Here is a 14,774-nt window from a genome sequence, read left to right as displayed (position 1 = left end):
AAATTAGGAAGTAATGGTACTACAAAATTGTGCTACTGGCTACTTCATACCCATTGCAACGATATAAACTTCTCTCGATCGCGATCTGGATGCTTCAGGTTTGCGAATTTTGACAGTTTTAAACATCGATCTAACTTGTTTTAAATAATCTTCAAATCCCTCACCTTGAAATACTTTGACAATAAAATTGCCATTTGGGGCAAGGACATCTCGACACATATCTAAAGCAAGTTCAACTAAATACATTGCTCTTGGAATATCAACAGCAGGTTGACCACTCATGTTAGGAGCCATATCTGACATGACGACTTGTACTTTTTCTTCACCAACACGGTCAAGTAATGCTTTAAGCACGGCTTCGTCTCGGAAATCACCTTGTAGAAAATCAACACCGACAATCGGATCCATCGGTAATAAATCGCAAGCGATAATTCGTCCTTTGCTACCAATAACAGACGCCACATATTGTGACCATCCACCAGGCGCTGCGCCTAGATCAACAACGGTTATGCCGGGTTTAAATAATTTGTCACTTTTTTGAATTTCTTCTAATTTGAACCATGCTCGCGATCGTAAACCTTTTTTTTGTGCTTGTTGCACAAAGCGATCATTAAAATGTTCATTAAGCCAACGAGTCGAGCTTGCTGAGCGTTTTTTGTTACTCACAGGGAATAAATCCTTATAGTAAAGAGTTCACTTCAATTGATTACAAATATATATAAGGGTAGAATAACAAAATTGCAACTTAATGTGATAAAAAAATAATGAATTTATCAAATAAACAAAAACAGTATTTAAAAGGTGAAGCTCATCATTTAAAACCGATTGTCATGATCGGCGCTAATGGGTTTACTGAAGGTGTGCTTGCAGAGATTGAAAATGCGTTAAACTTTCATGAGTTAATTAAGATCAAGGTGTCTGCTGAAGATAGAGAGACAAAAAAGCTTATTTGTGAGGCTATCATACGTGAAACGCATGCCCTTGCAGTACAACAAGTTGGTTCTATTTTTACCATTTTTAGACCAAGTGAAGAGAAAAAAATCACTTTACCTAAATAATACGATTAATAAACAGGGTATTCGCCCTGTTTATCTGTAGTAAATGACAATGCAGAATTAACCTTTTAAATATATTCTACTTTAACAATATCAAACTCTACATCGCCGCCAGGCGTTTTGATTTGTACGGTGTCGCCATCTTCTTTACCAATTAATCCTCTGGCAATAGGGGAATTAACCGAAATGAGATTTTGTCGATAGTCAGCTTCATCATCACCTACAATTCGATAAGTGGTTTCTTCATCAGTATCCACATTGATAACAGTGACGGTGGCACCAAAAATAATTCTGCCAGTGTTTTTGACTTTGGTAATGTCTATAATTTGTGCTTGTGATAACTTTCCTTCAATTTCTTGAATACGTCCTTCACAAAAACCTTGTTGTTCTCTTGCTGCATGATACTCTGCATTTTCTTTTAAATCACCGTGTGCTCTCGCTTCGGCTATCGCTGCTGTAATTTGAGGTCTTTTAACATTTTTCAGCTCTTCAAGTTCAGCACGTAATAATTCAGCTCCCTTTACTGTCATTGGGATTTGTTTCATTTGTGTGTCTCCCGCTTTATTTAAATTAAATAAAAACAATCCCTCATCTTACTTTAAATAAAGGAAGAGTGATCGATTCCATTTGGTATTTCAAAGATATGATTGTGTATTTCTATATATTAACTGTAAAACTGACTTAACGACAAATCATTTATACTAAAATAAGATGCTATTTCATTTAAAATCGTTTATCGTAATGTCATTGTGAACGGCTTATTATAACAATTTTATTCATTTATGCGACGGATACGATTCTACTTACTTACTCTTTTAGCAATTGCTTGGTTGTTAGTGTTACTCTCTTATTTTGTAGTACAGACGGCGTTTGGAGCAAAATTTGTAAGTGAGCAATTATCAAAATTAAGTCCCTATACTATCTCAATTGGGCATGTTCACCATTCTTTTTCAAATGTTTATGAAGTTGTCTTGGATGATGTTGTCATCAGCGATGGTCAGCAGCAGATAGCTAATATTCCTAAAATGGTTATAGGGTTAGATAAACATGAACTGTGGCAATTCAATCATTTTAGCTATGTTACTGTGATTGATGGAATATTGGCTGATAGCAAAATTAAACATTATGATTTTTCGACTGATACGTTAAAATTCATTAATTCTACCGTTACTGTTTCAATAAATAATAATGAAGATAAAATTCTATTTAAACAGGTAAATGGCGGAATTAAATCTTATTCTTCATCAAGTTTAAATAATGCCCAGTTTGATTTCACTTCTAACGAAGTATTGATCAATGAGGTTGCTATAAAATCAGTAATCGTTCAAGGATTTCACCGTGATAATATTACCTACTTAACCAATTTAGGTGGGAATATTGAAAATGGATTTTTTGTAAGTAAGTTAAAGATATTAGCTGATAAAAGTTGGGATATTGAACAACTTAAATTAAGCAATATTCATCTACAATCTCAAAAAGACGATTTTTGGGAAAAATATATTTCCTATTTACCGAAATTCTCTTTACGACAATTGTCGATATTTGAAAGTAGTATACAGCTACCCTCTTTTCTCGTTGAAAAAGGGAATCTTGAAGTCAAAAATATTCGTTTTGATAATGGATGGTATTTTGATGAAAGCTCTCTTGTTTTCAATGCCGATAATGTTGTATGGTTAGATAATCTATTTTCCTCAGTATTACTTCAACTCAATCTTAATGATGATAATATTGAGATTGAAAAAGCGATAGCCACTTGGAATAAAGGTAATGTAAATATCACAGGTAGCTGGCACGGTAATATTTTACAGTTAGAACAAGTCACGATAGCTAGTGTCATTTATCAATTACCTCAACATTTAGAGCAATTAGTATTACCAACACAATTTAGTCGGATTGAAATTACTCAATTATCGATTTTACCAAGTCTATTAATTAATGTTGATGCTAACTATCCATTTGCTTTTACTAATTTTGAAGCACTGGGCTCAGATATTGTTATAGTCAAAGATAAATATTTAGGATTTGATGCCGGAAACCTATTTTTTAAAGCTGAAAGAGGATCTATTAATGGAATTGAGATTAATTATCCAGATTTGACCTTAAAATATGATTCACAACAGCATGCATTATTAAACTTTAGTAGTTTAATTAACAAGGGTGTTGTTGAAATAAAAGCAAAGCTTAATGCTAATCAAACAGAATTTACCTCTTTTCAATTAGGTGCTGCTAATATCCCAAGTTCTTTATTAAAAGATTGGAAATTAGTTAATTACGATCCTGAGTCAACTAATTATACCGCTAATTTAGTTGGTAAAATTGCACCATTTAGTTTAGCTGGCACAATACAAGTCAATGCGATCAATCATTTTCTTCAATCAGACAATTGATATTGGTTTAGTTAGCCTTATATACTATTAAAATGCTAAAACTCCTGTTCGTGTTTAAATGACGTTTTTGATTAATTAATATGAGAGTGAAATGGATCAAATCAGACTAGATAAATGGTTGTGGGCTGCCCGATTTTATAAAACGCGTTCACTTGCTCGTGAAATGGTTGAGGGGGGAAAAGTCCACTATAATGGTCAACGAACTAAACCGAGTAAATTGGTGGAAGTCGGTGCAATTTTGACTCTTCGTCAAGGTTCAGATCAAAAAACAATTAAAATTCTGGCGATTAATGGACAACGGAGATCAGCGCAAGAAGCTCAATTACTTTATCAAGAAACACAAGAGAGCATTGATAAACGCGAAAAAATTGCTGAAGCACGCAAGCTTAATGCATTAACCATGCCACATCCTGATAGAAAGCCGGATAAAAAAGAGCGGCGTAACTTAATAAAATTTAAATATGATAGACAACAAGGCGACAATAATTGATATGGATACTTTAAATCGATTTATCTTTGATAATCACCCTGTTCGTGGTGAAATAACTCGTTTAGAACAAACTTACCAAGCAATTTTAGATAACCATAATTATCCTATAGCAGTACAAAATTTATTGGGTGAATTACTGGTTGCGACGAGTTTATTAACCGCAACCTTAAAATTTGAAGGCGATATTGCAGTTCAATTACAAGGTGATGGTCCTCTGCGTTTAGCGGTTGTTAATGGCAATCATCTTCTTCAATTACGTGGGGTTGCTCGAGTTAATGGAGATATTGCTGATAATGCGTCATTGAAAGATATGGTGGGTAATGGCTATATTGTAATTACCATTACGCCCAAAAATGGAGAACGCTATCAAGGTATTGTCGGACTTGAAAAAGAGACGCTAATAGGATGTATTGAAAATTACTTCATGCAGTCTGAACAGTTGCCAACTAGATTATTCGTTAAAACAGGTGTTTACAATAATAAACCAATGGCTGCCGGCATATTATTGCAAGTGTTACCAGCTAATGAAAATACTGAAGATTCTTTTGATCATCTATGCGCTTTAACCGAAACAATCACGAACGATGAATTATTTAAACTCACCAGTGATGAAATTTTATATCGCCTTTATAATCAAGAACAAGTTCGATTGTTTGAAACTGAGAATGTTACATTTAAATGTGGTTGTTCTCGGCAACGTTTTGAGGATAGTTTAGCAACAATACCGCAAAATGAAATTGATGAAATCCTCAAAGAGGATGGTGGAAAGATTGATATCCTTTGTGATTATTGTGGTAAACATTATATATTTGATGAGATAGATATCACTGAAATGCGAAGCAAACACAAAACAAATATCCATTGATTTTTAGGCATAAAAATACCACTAAGATTATTAACTAATTTTAGTGGCAAAGTGAAATATAGGGAATTAAACCCGTACATAATGTATCAGAATCGTATAAATACACCAACCTTTTTTATTAATTTTTTGCCATAATTTTGTTAAGAAAATTTACAAAGCTATTTTATCCTATTGGAAAAAGAAAATTATTTACTTTTCAGTTAAGTAAATTTTTTTAGATAACCTCGATATCGCCGACTATTGCGCATTCATTTTTGATTTTCCATTTTATGTTAAAATGGTATAGCGTTAATCCATATGTTTGTTCAGCGATGTTATTTTGTTTATAAGCAGGTCTAGGATCTTGTGAAATGACTTGAGCAATTAAATCTGCTAACTCTGGATAATTCTGTTTTTGCGATGTTAAAAAAAGTTGAGCTTCATCTGAAAACACGACGTGTAATTTTTTTTCTGGAGACGTTTGTGCATAGCCAGCAGTGGCATCTGGATAACTATCACAATAAGGTAGATAGGGTTTTATATCGATTATAGGTGTGCCATCAACTAAATCTAAACTTCCTAATTTTAAAATAACTTGTTTATTTTTAATGACTATGTCTTTTAATTCTACTGCTGAAAGCCCGATATGATTGGGTCTAAATGGGGAACGAGTTGCAAATACGCCTAACGTTTTATTTCCACCTAAACGAGGAGGACGAACGGTTAAGCGCCACTTGTTCTGATCTATATGGTGGAATTGAAATAGCAACCATAAATGTGAAAACTGTTCTAATCCTTTAACACTATTAGGATCGTTATAAGGTGCCAATAAATGAAGTTCTCCATGTCCAGCAGGAACTAAATTCGGTTGTCTGGGTACAGCAAATTTTTCGCTATAAGGGGAATGTATAATACCAATGGGGTCTATATGCCAGGTCATGATCTTAATTATGCTTTGCTGAATTAATGTATGGTCTGCAGTATATCACTCAATTACTCTATCTATTTTGTCTTTAATTGTTTCCGCCGACCTTAAATCGGCGGAATTTTGATTTATTAATGTTTTTGATAAGTTATTACCAACCACGAATAGCACCACCATTAAAAATTTGATCTGCCTTTTGCGCTACAGCATCAGTTTGGTAAGCTTTCACAAAATTTTTGATATTTTCGTTATCTTTATCTGCTTCACGGGCAACGATAATATTAACGTAAGGGGATTCTTTATCTTCAACAAAAATGCCATCTTTACTTGGCGTTAAATTTGCTTGTCCGGCAAATGCATTATTGATAATAGCAAGGTCAACTTGTGCATCGTCTAAAGAGCGTGGCAACATAGGCGCTTCAAGCTCAATAATCTTATAATTATTAGGATTACTGGTGATATCTAAAACTGTCGGTAATAAACCTTTTGATTTATCAACGGTAATTAATCCTTCATGTTGTAATAACAGTAGTGCACGACCTAAATTAGTTGGATCATTTGGAATCGCAATGGTTGAGTTAGCTGGAATAAAGAAAGTTTCGCCGCGTGGAGATGTTACTTTCACGCCTTCACCCGTTGGCGTAGCATTGTCGATTGGTTTAAGTTTATGAGAATAACTTGCAATTGGGTAAACAAATGAATTACCGACAACAGCTAATTTGTAACCACGCTCTTTCATTTGCTCATCTAAATAAGGTTTATGTTGGAAGGCATTAACGTCAATTAATCCATCATTTAATGCTTGATTAGGGGTGACATAATCATTGAAAATAACCAACTCAACATCTAAATGATAAAGATCCTTAGCTTGTTGTTTTACCACTTCGGCTACTTCTTGTTCGGGCCCTGAAATAACACCGACTTTAAGTGTAGTCATGTTATCTGATTGATTTGAATTGTTATTTTCCGATACTGTTTGTTTACTATTATCACAACCCGTTAAAAAAAAGGCACTTACTAAGGTGGTAATTAATGCTAGCTGTTTAATTGACATAATTTTCTCCAAAATTAATGATGAGTAACATATTTTACAATCCTATTGCCAATAGCTTGGATTAGGAAAACTAGTACAACCAATAATATAACAACTGTATTCATTATAGCGGGTTTGTAACTATTATAGCCATATTGAATCGCTAATTGACCTAAGCCTCCAGCTCCAACAGCTCCACTTAGTGCAATATAGCCTGTTAGTGTTATCAGTGTTATTGTCATGCTATTAATGATAATTGGTAATGATTCAGGAATAAGAACTTTATATATAATTTGTAATGGTGTAGCTCCCATTGAACGAGCTGCCTCAATTAAACTTTTAGGGATATCAAGTAATGCATTTTCAATCATTTTCGCAATTAAAGGCGAAACACCAACACTAAGTGGAACAATAACACCTTGTCTTCCCAAAAAAGTAGCTTGACCTGTAATAATGTCCATAACTTCAACTGTAAAAGGTTTTATCCATAAAATTAATATAATAAAAGGAATTGCTCGAAATATATTGGTAAGAAAAGAAAATGTAAAATGCACGATATAGTTTTCAAGTATATTTCCCTTTCGGGTGACATACAACAATATACCTAATGGTAATCCAATTAATGTTCCATAAAAACCCGATAATAACACCATATAAATAGTATCATCAGTAGCTTGTGCCATTTTAAATAACATGGCTTCATTAAAACCATTAAAAGAAGAGCAAAAAGCGACAAAATCACCCCAAAAATTGTAGTGTGCTAAATATCGAAATAAGGTTTCGAAAGGTTTAAAAGAAGGAATAAAACTAAACATAACCAAGCACCTCTACGTTGGTGTTATTTTTTTCTAAAAATTCAATTGCGGATTCAATACTTTTCGTCTCTCCCTTCATTTCCGCTAGCATTAAACCAAATTTAACGCCACCGGCGTAATCCATCTGAGCGCTAATAATATTGCTTTCGATATTGAATTGTTGAGCAATTTGCGATAACAGCGGTAAATCAACCGAAACACCTGAAAACTCTAGGCGTACTAGGGGATTAAGTCCTTCTCTATACTTTTTTGATAGCTTAGTTAAATAGTCATCAGGAATGTTTAAATGTAAAGTAGATTGAATAAATTGACGGGCAATATCGGTTTTAGCATGGGAAAACATTTCACCTACTGATGATTGTTCAATTAACTCTCCATTGCTAATAACGGCAACTTGATCGCAAATCTGTTTAACGACATCCATTTCATGGGTAATTAATAAGATTGTTAATTCAAGTTTCTGGTTGATTTCTTTTAATAAAGTTAAAATCGAACGCGTTGTTTCTGGATCAAGGGCACTGGTTGCTTCATCACACAATAATACTTTAGGGTCACTTGCCAAGGCTCGTGCGATAGCAACACGTTGCTTTTGTCCACCAGATAAATTGGCTGGATAGACATTTGCTTTTTCACTCAAACCAACTAATGCGATTAGTTCATCGACTTTTTGCTTAATCTTAGCTTTGGGTGTCCGATTAAGTTCAAGAGGAAAAGCAATATTATCAAATACGGTACGTGATGAGAGAAGATTAAAATGTTGAAAAATCATGCTGATTTTTCGACGAACAGGAATTAATTGTCGATTAGATAGATTGGTTATCTCTTGATTGTCTAAAAAAATTTTACCACTTGTCGGCTTTTCTAACAGATTGACACAGCGAATCAATGTACTTTTTCCAGCGCCTGATTTACCGATAACTCCATAAATTTTACCTTTGGGTACATTAATAGTAATATCCTTTAATGCGTGGATTAACGTATTATTATGTTCAAAAGTTTTCGAAATATGTTGTAATTGTATCATAATATATAAAAGCAAAATGCGAATAGTTGAATATTAAGACGTCTAGACATCTAAGTCAATCAATAATATATTATGCAAATTAGGATAAATACCTAAATAAAAGGAAAATGAGTAAATATGAAGCCTGCTATTTTTTTAGATCGTGATGGTACAATAAACATCGATTATAACTATGTGCACACAATTGATAAATTCCACTTTATTGACGGAGTTATTGAGGCAATGCAAGAGCTCAAAAAAATGGGTTTCTTATTAGTTATTACCACCAATCAGTCTGGAATTGCCAGAAACAAATTTTCTGAAGAGCAATTTCATACTTTAACTGAATGGATGGATTGGTCGTTACAAGACAGAGGTGTTGACTTAGATGGTATCTATTATTGTCCGCATGATCCACTAGTCGATCATTGTGAATGCCGAAAACCAAGTCCCGGTATGATTCAAACCGCAGCGAAAGAGTTAGGCATTGATATTGCTAATTCCTATATGGTGGGCGATAAACTTTCAGATCTATTATCAGGTAAAAGGGCTGGGGTTAAAAAAACCGTTTTAGTGAAAACGGGCGACCCAATCACTGAAGAAGTCGTTGCTCAAGCCGATTGGGTAATCGATAGTTTGGCGGATTTACCTAATAAAATAAAAGCAGAATCATAACGTTCTAAAACAATACTATTCTATTACGGTGTTTGAAATAAACGCCGTATAATTCTCAAGACAAGTGGTGCTAATATTAATCCTAAAAATAGTGCATCAATAAAGTTCACCACATTTTGACCAAAAGTATGGATAGTATTAGCGAAAAAAAGAGAGAAACCACCTATAACGATCATCATAACCAAACCCCAATATAGAAAACTAACCGTATTCCTTTTATCAGTCATGATCGGTAATCTAAGAATAAAGAGGCATATTAAACTCATTCCGACCAAAGTACTGCCATGCTGTAGTAATTGGTAGATAGGAATATCAATATTTTTTAGGGAAATTGTCTGCTGTAAAAAAGGAATGTGTTTTACTACAAAACCCGTTAAGTGAGTAAAACTGTCCCAACCAATATGAGACGTAATGCCTATTACGGCTGATGTCAAAACAATAAACCAATGATGTAAGCAATACTGATTCCAATTAAAAGTAAGATAATGAGCAAATCGTTTATAAAGGAAATGAGGCAAATTTTTGATTAGTTCATTACGAATAATGGAATGAAAGATAAAAGCAACCATTAATGTTATTGGCAGATCAAAATAAACAATACCAAATAAAGTATGGCTCATATCACTTTTTATTTTCATTCTAAGAAAATATTCAAAGTCAGGGGACATGCTACCTATAATTAAGGCTGTCATGGAAAAAATTGAGGCTTTTTATTAAAAGGTAAAACAATTGCTGGGTGTGCGAAAGTAAAAGGCATATGAAAAATCCATCTTAAAAAATTAGCCTAAAGCAAACATATCATAACTGACATAATAAATAATAATAAGAGAAATTAGGATGCAGTAATTTTATAAAAATCATATATAAAAACATACGGAAAATGAGGAAATATTAGTTAAAAATAAAAAAATTTGAAGTAATGTGGTAAAACTATTTCAATAACAATTTTTACGTTTATAGCTTATTTAATGAGTTAAAAGATATATCTTTTAGTTTTGATGTTTACAAACATTAGTCTTAGGATAAGTTTTGAAAGCTTAGAATGATAAGGGTCTTAATAAAAAATTTACAAATCTAAACAATAAATTATCAAATAAATACTTTAATTTACAGACTTATCTTTTTAATAGTATATTATTTAACATTATATATGTTAGTTTTGATTAAAGTGAAACAATATGGGTGAAAAAAAATTCTTGAATAATAAATATTTTATTTTGTTATTATTTTTAATTGTTTGTTTTACGTGGGGAACTACATGGATTGGAATAAAAGTTTCTGTAGAAACCGTCAATCCTCTTTTAGCTGCAGGTTTGCGTTTTATTATTGCGTTTCCTTTTTTAATATTAATAACCATTATTGCTAAATCACCAGTATTGTTTCCTAGAAAATCACTGCATTTTTTTGTTCTATTAACATTATTTTACTTTACTATTCCCTATTATCTACTTAGTTTTGGTGAACAATTTGTATCATCAGGATTAACCTCACTTCTATTTAGTACGATGCCTATTTTTTCTATTCTTTTTTCTAAAATAATTTTAAAAGATAAAATTTTTTTCAACCAATTGATAGGTATAACTGTTGGCTTTGTTTGTTTGATATATATTTTAATATCTGAAGGATTTGTTATTTCTTATACTGATTTTTTAGGTGTTATAGCTATATTGTTAGCTGCCTTAATGCATGGTTTTTTATATGTTTATTCAAAAAAAGCCGGCGAAGGTATTAATGTTTTTACCTTTAATACTCTTCCAATAGGCGTCGCGGGAATTATACTTTGTTTGCTAAGTTGTTGTTTTGAAGAAAATAATTTTCAAAATATATCTTTAAATAGTTGGATGGCATTAATTTATTTAGGGGTTTTTGCATCAGTTGGTGGCTTTATTGCCTATTTCTTTTTATTAAAGAAGATGAGTCCTGTCATTTTATCCTTTATTTTCATAATTTTTCCTGTAGTTGCTATATTTATTTCATCTATTTATGAGAATAAAATTATTTCAATTAATTTTATTATTTGTACAACAATTATGTTGTTAGGTTTTGCTATAACAAAATTGCCTGGTAATTTTTTTAAAAAAAACAAATAGATTATAAAAAATGAATAAGATATCACCTAATTCTCTAAAAGAAATTTATAAACATGCTATTCGCCAATACCCGTCTGAGGCATGTGGTTTTGTTTTCAATGATGGTTCTGTATATAAGGCAACAAATATTCAAAATGAATTACATCAAAAAAATCCTATTATTTATCCAAGAAAATCTACAGAAGCATATTCAATGTCTCTTTTAGATATAAAAATTTTAGATAATAGTTTTAAAACGAATAATTATGCTAGATTTATATATCATTCTCACCCTGACGTTGGTGCATATTTTAGTGATGAAGATACCGAAAAAGCATTATTCATGAAAAAACCAATATATGATGTAAATCATTTAGTGGTAGATATTAAAAAAGGCAAAATAATAGAAACTAAGGAATTTTCTTTCGTAGATGATAGTTTTATTTGTATTGCTACATATGATTCAAATGGTTTTTATGTAAATAGTTTAGAAATTCAAAGTAAGGAGCACTTATGCCAAAAATTATAATTTCAGAAAGATTGATTAAATTAATGAATAAAAATAAATGTGAATACTCAGTAAGAGGAAATAACATAGAAGAGTGTCTTAGATTTTTATGTGAAGAACAGTCAGAGTTTGAGGAGCATTTATTTTATCCAAATAAAATATTGAAAAGTCACTTTTTAATATCTTTAAATGATACAGTATCATCATTAGATGCTAAAGTATTAAATGATGATGTTATAGAGTTATTAATTGCTACATCAGGTGGGATAGAAAAAAAAAATCAATATTAAGTGAATCCGAGTTAGAACATTACTCTAGGCATATTAGTCTTAGTCTTGTTGGAATAGCGGGACAAGAAAAACTAAAGAGAAGCAGAGTATTAATTGTAGGGACAGGAGGTTTGGGATCTCCTATATCTATGTATCTAGCGGCAGCTGGAGTAGGAGTAATAGGACTAGTTGATTTTGATGTTGTTGATAAAAGTAATCTACAACGGCAAATAGTTCATGGATATGATACGTTAGGGAATGAGAAAGTAGAATCAGCTAAACAAAGATTATTAAATATAAACAAACATTTAAATATAAAGACATACAATATAAAATTAAATCAAAGTAACGCAGAAAAATTAATAAAAGATTATGATGTTGTAGTAGATGCATCTGATAACTTTTCAGTTAGGTATGCTATGAATGATGCTTGTCATGTTTACAAAATTCCTTTTATTCATGGTTCAATAAGTGAGTTTAGAGGACAAGTTAGTGTATTTAATTATAAAGAAGGACCTTGTTATAGATGTTTATTTCCCTCCTCTCCCCCAGATGAATTAGCTCCAAGTGGAAGCGTAACTGGAGTTATAGGAATTATTCCAGGAATAGTAGGTACAATTCAAGCCTCAGAGGTTTTAAAAGTAATTCTAAATATTGGAGAAATACTTTCAGGTGAGTTATTAACTGTGGATGTTTTAAACACGAATTTTAGAAAAATAAAATTATTAAAAAATAAAAACTGCATAATTTGTTCGAAATAATAAAGGGATTTATATTTATGATTTATAGTTCTATTTTAGATATAATAGGTAATACACCAATAGTTTATTTAAGTAAGTTATCTAAATTTTTGGGAGCAAATATTTTTGCTAAATTAGAAAATTTAAATCCTGGAGGAAGCCATAAAGTAAGAATTGCTCTAGGTATGATAATTGATGCTGAAAAGAAAGGAATATTAAAAAGGGGATCAGGGCAAACTATAATAGAACCAAGTGGTGGGAATACTGGAATTGGTCTAGCTATGGCTGCTAATTTATTCGGTTATAAACTAATATTGGTCATTCCAGATAATTATAGTAAAGAAAAGCAAAAACTACTAAAATTATACGGAGCAGATATTGTTTTATCTGATAGCAAATTAGGAAATAACTCTCATGGTGAAAAAGCATTAGAGTTACAACTTCAAAATCCACAGTATGTGATGCTTAATCAACAAAAAAATAGTGCCAATCCACAAGCTCATAGAGAAACAACAGCACTTGAGATAGTTAACGATTTTTCTGAAATGAAGTTGGATTTTTTTATCGGTGGAATAGGAACTGGTGGGCATATAACTGGTATAGGAGAAGTAATTAAACAAAAATGGTCCGATTTAAAAGTAATAGGTGTAGAGCCAGAAGGTTGCGACCTAATTAATGATATACATGCGGCTCATAAAATACAAGGGCTGTCTGTTGGAATAATTCCGAGCATACTAAACACAGATCTTTTAGATGATATGATTTCAGTAGATCTTGATGAATGTAAGGATATGTGTAAATTTTTATTGAAAACTGAATCTATTAGTATTGGAATATCTTCAGCTGCTAATTTTGTTGCTATAAAAAAACTTCTTGAAAAAAAGAAAAAAAATAAAAACTGTAATATTTTGACTTTAGTTTATGATAATTTAGATTCTTATTTAGATTATTTTAACAATTAGTTTTAATATATTGTTTATTATTTTTAATAATTACAGAACTATTGCTAGGGATATCATTAAAAATTATTGAATGAGGTGATATTTTTACATTATCACCTATTTTGATATTCCCAAAAATTCTCACAAATCCACCTATCTCAACATTATTACCTATAATAGGATGTCTTTGTTTATCAATATTTCTAGCTATTTGCGATGATCCTAAAATAACTTTTTGTAAAATATAGCAATCATTTCCTATAATACAAGTTTCGCCAATTACAGTTCCAACACCATGATCAATTATAAATCTTGAACCTATTTTTGCCGAAGGATGTATTTCAATCCCTGTTTTGATTTTAATGTACTCAGATATTTTTTTCGCATCTATATTGTTTTTATATTTATATACTATTAAATTAGCTAACCTATATCCCACTATAGAGTTAAATGAGGAGAATGCTAGTAAAAAGTAAATAGAATCTTTTTTTGTTGATGGATCCTTTTCTAAAAAAGATTTTTTATCCTCGTCTAATAAATTTATTAAATTATTTAAATCTTCTCTGTTGATGTAACTTAAATTAAATTTATCAATTAAAAAAATAATTTTAGAAAGAATGATTTCTTTATCTTTAATTTCGTACATGAAAATTAAACTCCACTATTAGTTAAGAAAAATTATATCTAAAAAATATACACTTGTATAATTTTTTAAACGAAAATATCAATTTCTTATTCAATATAATGTGTAAATTTTAATTGGCCTTTCATCTCAACAATAGATGAACAATTTAAACTTTATTTTTATAAAATAGCTTTTTTTAATACGACAAGACCAAAAAAAACACAAACAGAAATAAAATTGCAATAAACGCTTGCATGATTTTTTTAAGGCTCTATAATGCGCATCCACTGACACGGCGTCAGCGAAAGCAGGCGGAACAAGAGGTTAGTGAGCAGGATCAAAAATTTTGAAAAAAGATCTTGACGAATAAAAAGGTGTAGCGTAGTATACGCAGC

19 protein-coding genes are annotated in these 14,774 nt (G+C 31.4%); 10 read left to right on the top strand and 9 right to left on the bottom strand.

Features of this window, described 5'->3' with window-relative positions:
* Positions 1 to 39: 39 nt before the first annotated feature.
* Positions 40 to 666 carry a 23S rRNA (uridine(2552)-2'-O)-methyltransferase RlmE gene (gene rlmE, locus ACGH6R_RS10750; RefSeq protein WP_267360587.1) on the bottom strand — a complete coding sequence of 209 codons (627 nt, stop codon included), beginning with the start codon at positions 664 to 666 and terminating at the stop codon, positions 40 to 42.
* Positions 667 to 764: 98 nt separating this feature from the next.
* Between rlmE and yhbY the strand changes: the two genes are divergently transcribed.
* Positions 765 to 1,058, top strand: coding sequence for a ribosome assembly RNA-binding protein YhbY (gene yhbY, locus ACGH6R_RS10745; protein WP_065559637.1), 294 nt, complete (start codon positions 765 to 767; stop codon positions 1,056 to 1,058).
* A gap of 65 nt (positions 1,059 to 1,123) precedes the next feature.
* Here yhbY and greA read toward each other — a convergent pair whose 3' ends face one another.
* On the bottom strand, positions 1,124 to 1,600 hold the full coding sequence (gene greA / locus ACGH6R_RS10740) for a transcription elongation factor GreA (RefSeq protein ID WP_065559646.1): 477 nt from the start codon (positions 1,598 to 1,600) through the stop codon (positions 1,124 to 1,126).
* A 237-nt stretch (positions 1,601 to 1,837) separates the two neighbouring features.
* On the opposite strand from greA, the gene ACGH6R_RS10735 reads away from it, so the two are divergent.
* The 3 genes from ACGH6R_RS10735 to hslO all read left to right on the top strand — a co-directional run bounded on the left by ACGH6R_RS10735 (position 1,838) and on the right by hslO (position 4,797).
* Complete coding sequence (locus tag ACGH6R_RS10735) at positions 1,838 to 3,442, top strand: hypothetical protein (RefSeq protein ID WP_411599787.1); 1,605 nt, start codon at positions 1,838 to 1,840, stop codon at positions 3,440 to 3,442.
* A 91-nt stretch (positions 3,443 to 3,533) separates the two neighbouring features.
* Positions 3,534 to 3,932 (top strand): ribosome-associated heat shock protein Hsp15, encoded by a 399-nt coding sequence (gene hslR / locus ACGH6R_RS10730; RefSeq protein ID WP_065559639.1) that lies wholly within the window; start codon positions 3,534 to 3,536, stop codon positions 3,930 to 3,932.
* Between the two features lies 1 nt (position 3,933).
* Entirely contained in the window at positions 3,934 to 4,797 is an 864-nt protein-coding gene (gene hslO, locus ACGH6R_RS10725; RefSeq protein WP_267378906.1) for an Hsp33 family molecular chaperone HslO, read from the top strand.
* A 214-nt stretch (positions 4,798 to 5,011) separates the two neighbouring features.
* Here hslO and tsaA read toward each other — a convergent pair whose 3' ends face one another.
* From tsaA to metN, 4 genes are all read right to left on the bottom strand, one after another.
* Entirely contained in the window at positions 5,012 to 5,716 is a 705-nt protein-coding gene (gene tsaA / locus ACGH6R_RS10720) for a tRNA (N6-threonylcarbamoyladenosine(37)-N6)-methyltransferase TrmO (protein ID WP_411597049.1), read from the bottom strand.
* A 136-nt stretch (positions 5,717 to 5,852) separates the two neighbouring features.
* Positions 5,853 to 6,755 carry a methionine ABC transporter substrate-binding lipoprotein MetQ gene (gene metQ, locus ACGH6R_RS10715; protein WP_411599785.1) on the bottom strand — a complete coding sequence of 301 codons (903 nt, stop codon included), beginning with the start codon at positions 6,753 to 6,755 and terminating at the stop codon, positions 5,853 to 5,855.
* A gap of 14 nt (positions 6,756 to 6,769) precedes the next feature.
* On the bottom strand, positions 6,770 to 7,429 hold the full coding sequence (locus tag ACGH6R_RS10710; protein ID WP_065559648.1) for a methionine ABC transporter permease: 660 nt from the start codon (positions 7,427 to 7,429) through the stop codon (positions 6,770 to 6,772).
* A gap of 112 nt (positions 7,430 to 7,541) precedes the next feature.
* Positions 7,542 to 8,573 (bottom strand): methionine ABC transporter ATP-binding protein MetN, encoded by a 1,032-nt coding sequence (metN, locus tag ACGH6R_RS10705; RefSeq protein WP_411599784.1) that lies wholly within the window; start codon positions 8,571 to 8,573, stop codon positions 7,542 to 7,544.
* 117 nt (positions 8,574 to 8,690) lie between these two features.
* Between metN and gmhB the strand changes: the two genes are divergently transcribed.
* Positions 8,691 to 9,227: a D-glycero-beta-D-manno-heptose 1,7-bisphosphate 7-phosphatase gene (gmhB, locus tag ACGH6R_RS10700; RefSeq protein WP_220216046.1), complete on the top strand. Its 537-nt coding sequence runs from the start codon at positions 8,691 to 8,693 to the stop codon at positions 9,225 to 9,227.
* Between the two features lie 23 nt (positions 9,228 to 9,250).
* On the opposite strand, the gene ACGH6R_RS10695 is transcribed toward gmhB, so the two are convergent.
* Both ACGH6R_RS10695 and ACGH6R_RS10690 read right to left on the bottom strand, forming a co-directional pair.
* Complete coding sequence (locus ACGH6R_RS10695; protein WP_411599783.1) at positions 9,251 to 9,919, bottom strand: DUF4184 family protein; 669 nt, start codon at positions 9,917 to 9,919, stop codon at positions 9,251 to 9,253.
* The gene (locus ACGH6R_RS10690; RefSeq protein WP_411599802.1) at positions 9,916 to 9,984 is read right to left on the bottom strand and encodes a DUF4184 family protein; all 69 of its coding nucleotides are present in this window, start codon (positions 9,982 to 9,984) and stop codon (positions 9,916 to 9,918) included. Before ACGH6R_RS10690 ends, ACGH6R_RS10695 begins: the two co-directional genes overlap by 4 nt.
* Before the next feature lie 421 nt (positions 9,985 to 10,405).
* Between ACGH6R_RS10690 and ACGH6R_RS10685 the strand changes: the two genes are divergently transcribed.
* Genes ACGH6R_RS10685 through ACGH6R_RS10665 form a run of 5 tightly spaced genes read left to right on the top strand, consistent with a single transcriptional unit; the run spans position 10,406 to position 13,775 of the window.
* On the top strand, positions 10,406 to 11,317 hold the full coding sequence (locus ACGH6R_RS10685) for a DMT family transporter (RefSeq protein WP_411599781.1): 912 nt from the start codon (positions 10,406 to 10,408) through the stop codon (positions 11,315 to 11,317).
* 10 nt (positions 11,318 to 11,327) lie between these two features.
* Positions 11,328 to 11,825, top strand: coding sequence for a Mov34/MPN/PAD-1 family protein (locus ACGH6R_RS10680; RefSeq protein WP_411599780.1), 498 nt, complete (start codon positions 11,328 to 11,330; stop codon positions 11,823 to 11,825).
* Entirely contained in the window at positions 11,810 to 12,094 is a 285-nt protein-coding gene (locus ACGH6R_RS10675; RefSeq protein ID WP_411599778.1) for a hypothetical protein, read from the top strand. Before ACGH6R_RS10680 ends, ACGH6R_RS10675 begins: the two co-directional genes overlap by 16 nt.
* The gene (locus tag ACGH6R_RS10670; protein WP_411599800.1) at positions 12,049 to 12,834 is read left to right on the top strand and encodes a HesA/MoeB/ThiF family protein; all 786 of its coding nucleotides are present in this window, start codon (positions 12,049 to 12,051) and stop codon (positions 12,832 to 12,834) included. The genes ACGH6R_RS10675 and ACGH6R_RS10670 overlap by 46 nt, the downstream gene beginning before the upstream one ends.
* Before the next feature lie 17 nt (positions 12,835 to 12,851).
* Positions 12,852 to 13,775, top strand: a complete 924-nt coding sequence (locus ACGH6R_RS10665; protein WP_411599777.1) for a PLP-dependent cysteine synthase family protein — start codon at positions 12,852 to 12,854, stop codon at positions 13,773 to 13,775.
* On the opposite strand, the gene ACGH6R_RS10660 is transcribed toward ACGH6R_RS10665, so the two are convergent.
* Complete coding sequence (locus ACGH6R_RS10660; RefSeq protein ID WP_411599775.1) at positions 13,765 to 14,400, bottom strand: serine O-acetyltransferase; 636 nt, start codon at positions 14,398 to 14,400, stop codon at positions 13,765 to 13,767. The genes ACGH6R_RS10665 and ACGH6R_RS10660 overlap by 11 nt on opposite strands.
* Positions 14,401 to 14,774 lie beyond the last annotated feature (374 nt).

Source organism: Gilliamella sp. CG13 (assembly GCF_046635805.1).
Taxonomy (GTDB): domain Bacteria; phylum Pseudomonadota; class Gammaproteobacteria; order Enterobacterales; family Orbaceae; genus Gilliamella; species Gilliamella apicola_I.
This window is presented reverse-complemented; position numbering and strand designations above follow the sequence as displayed.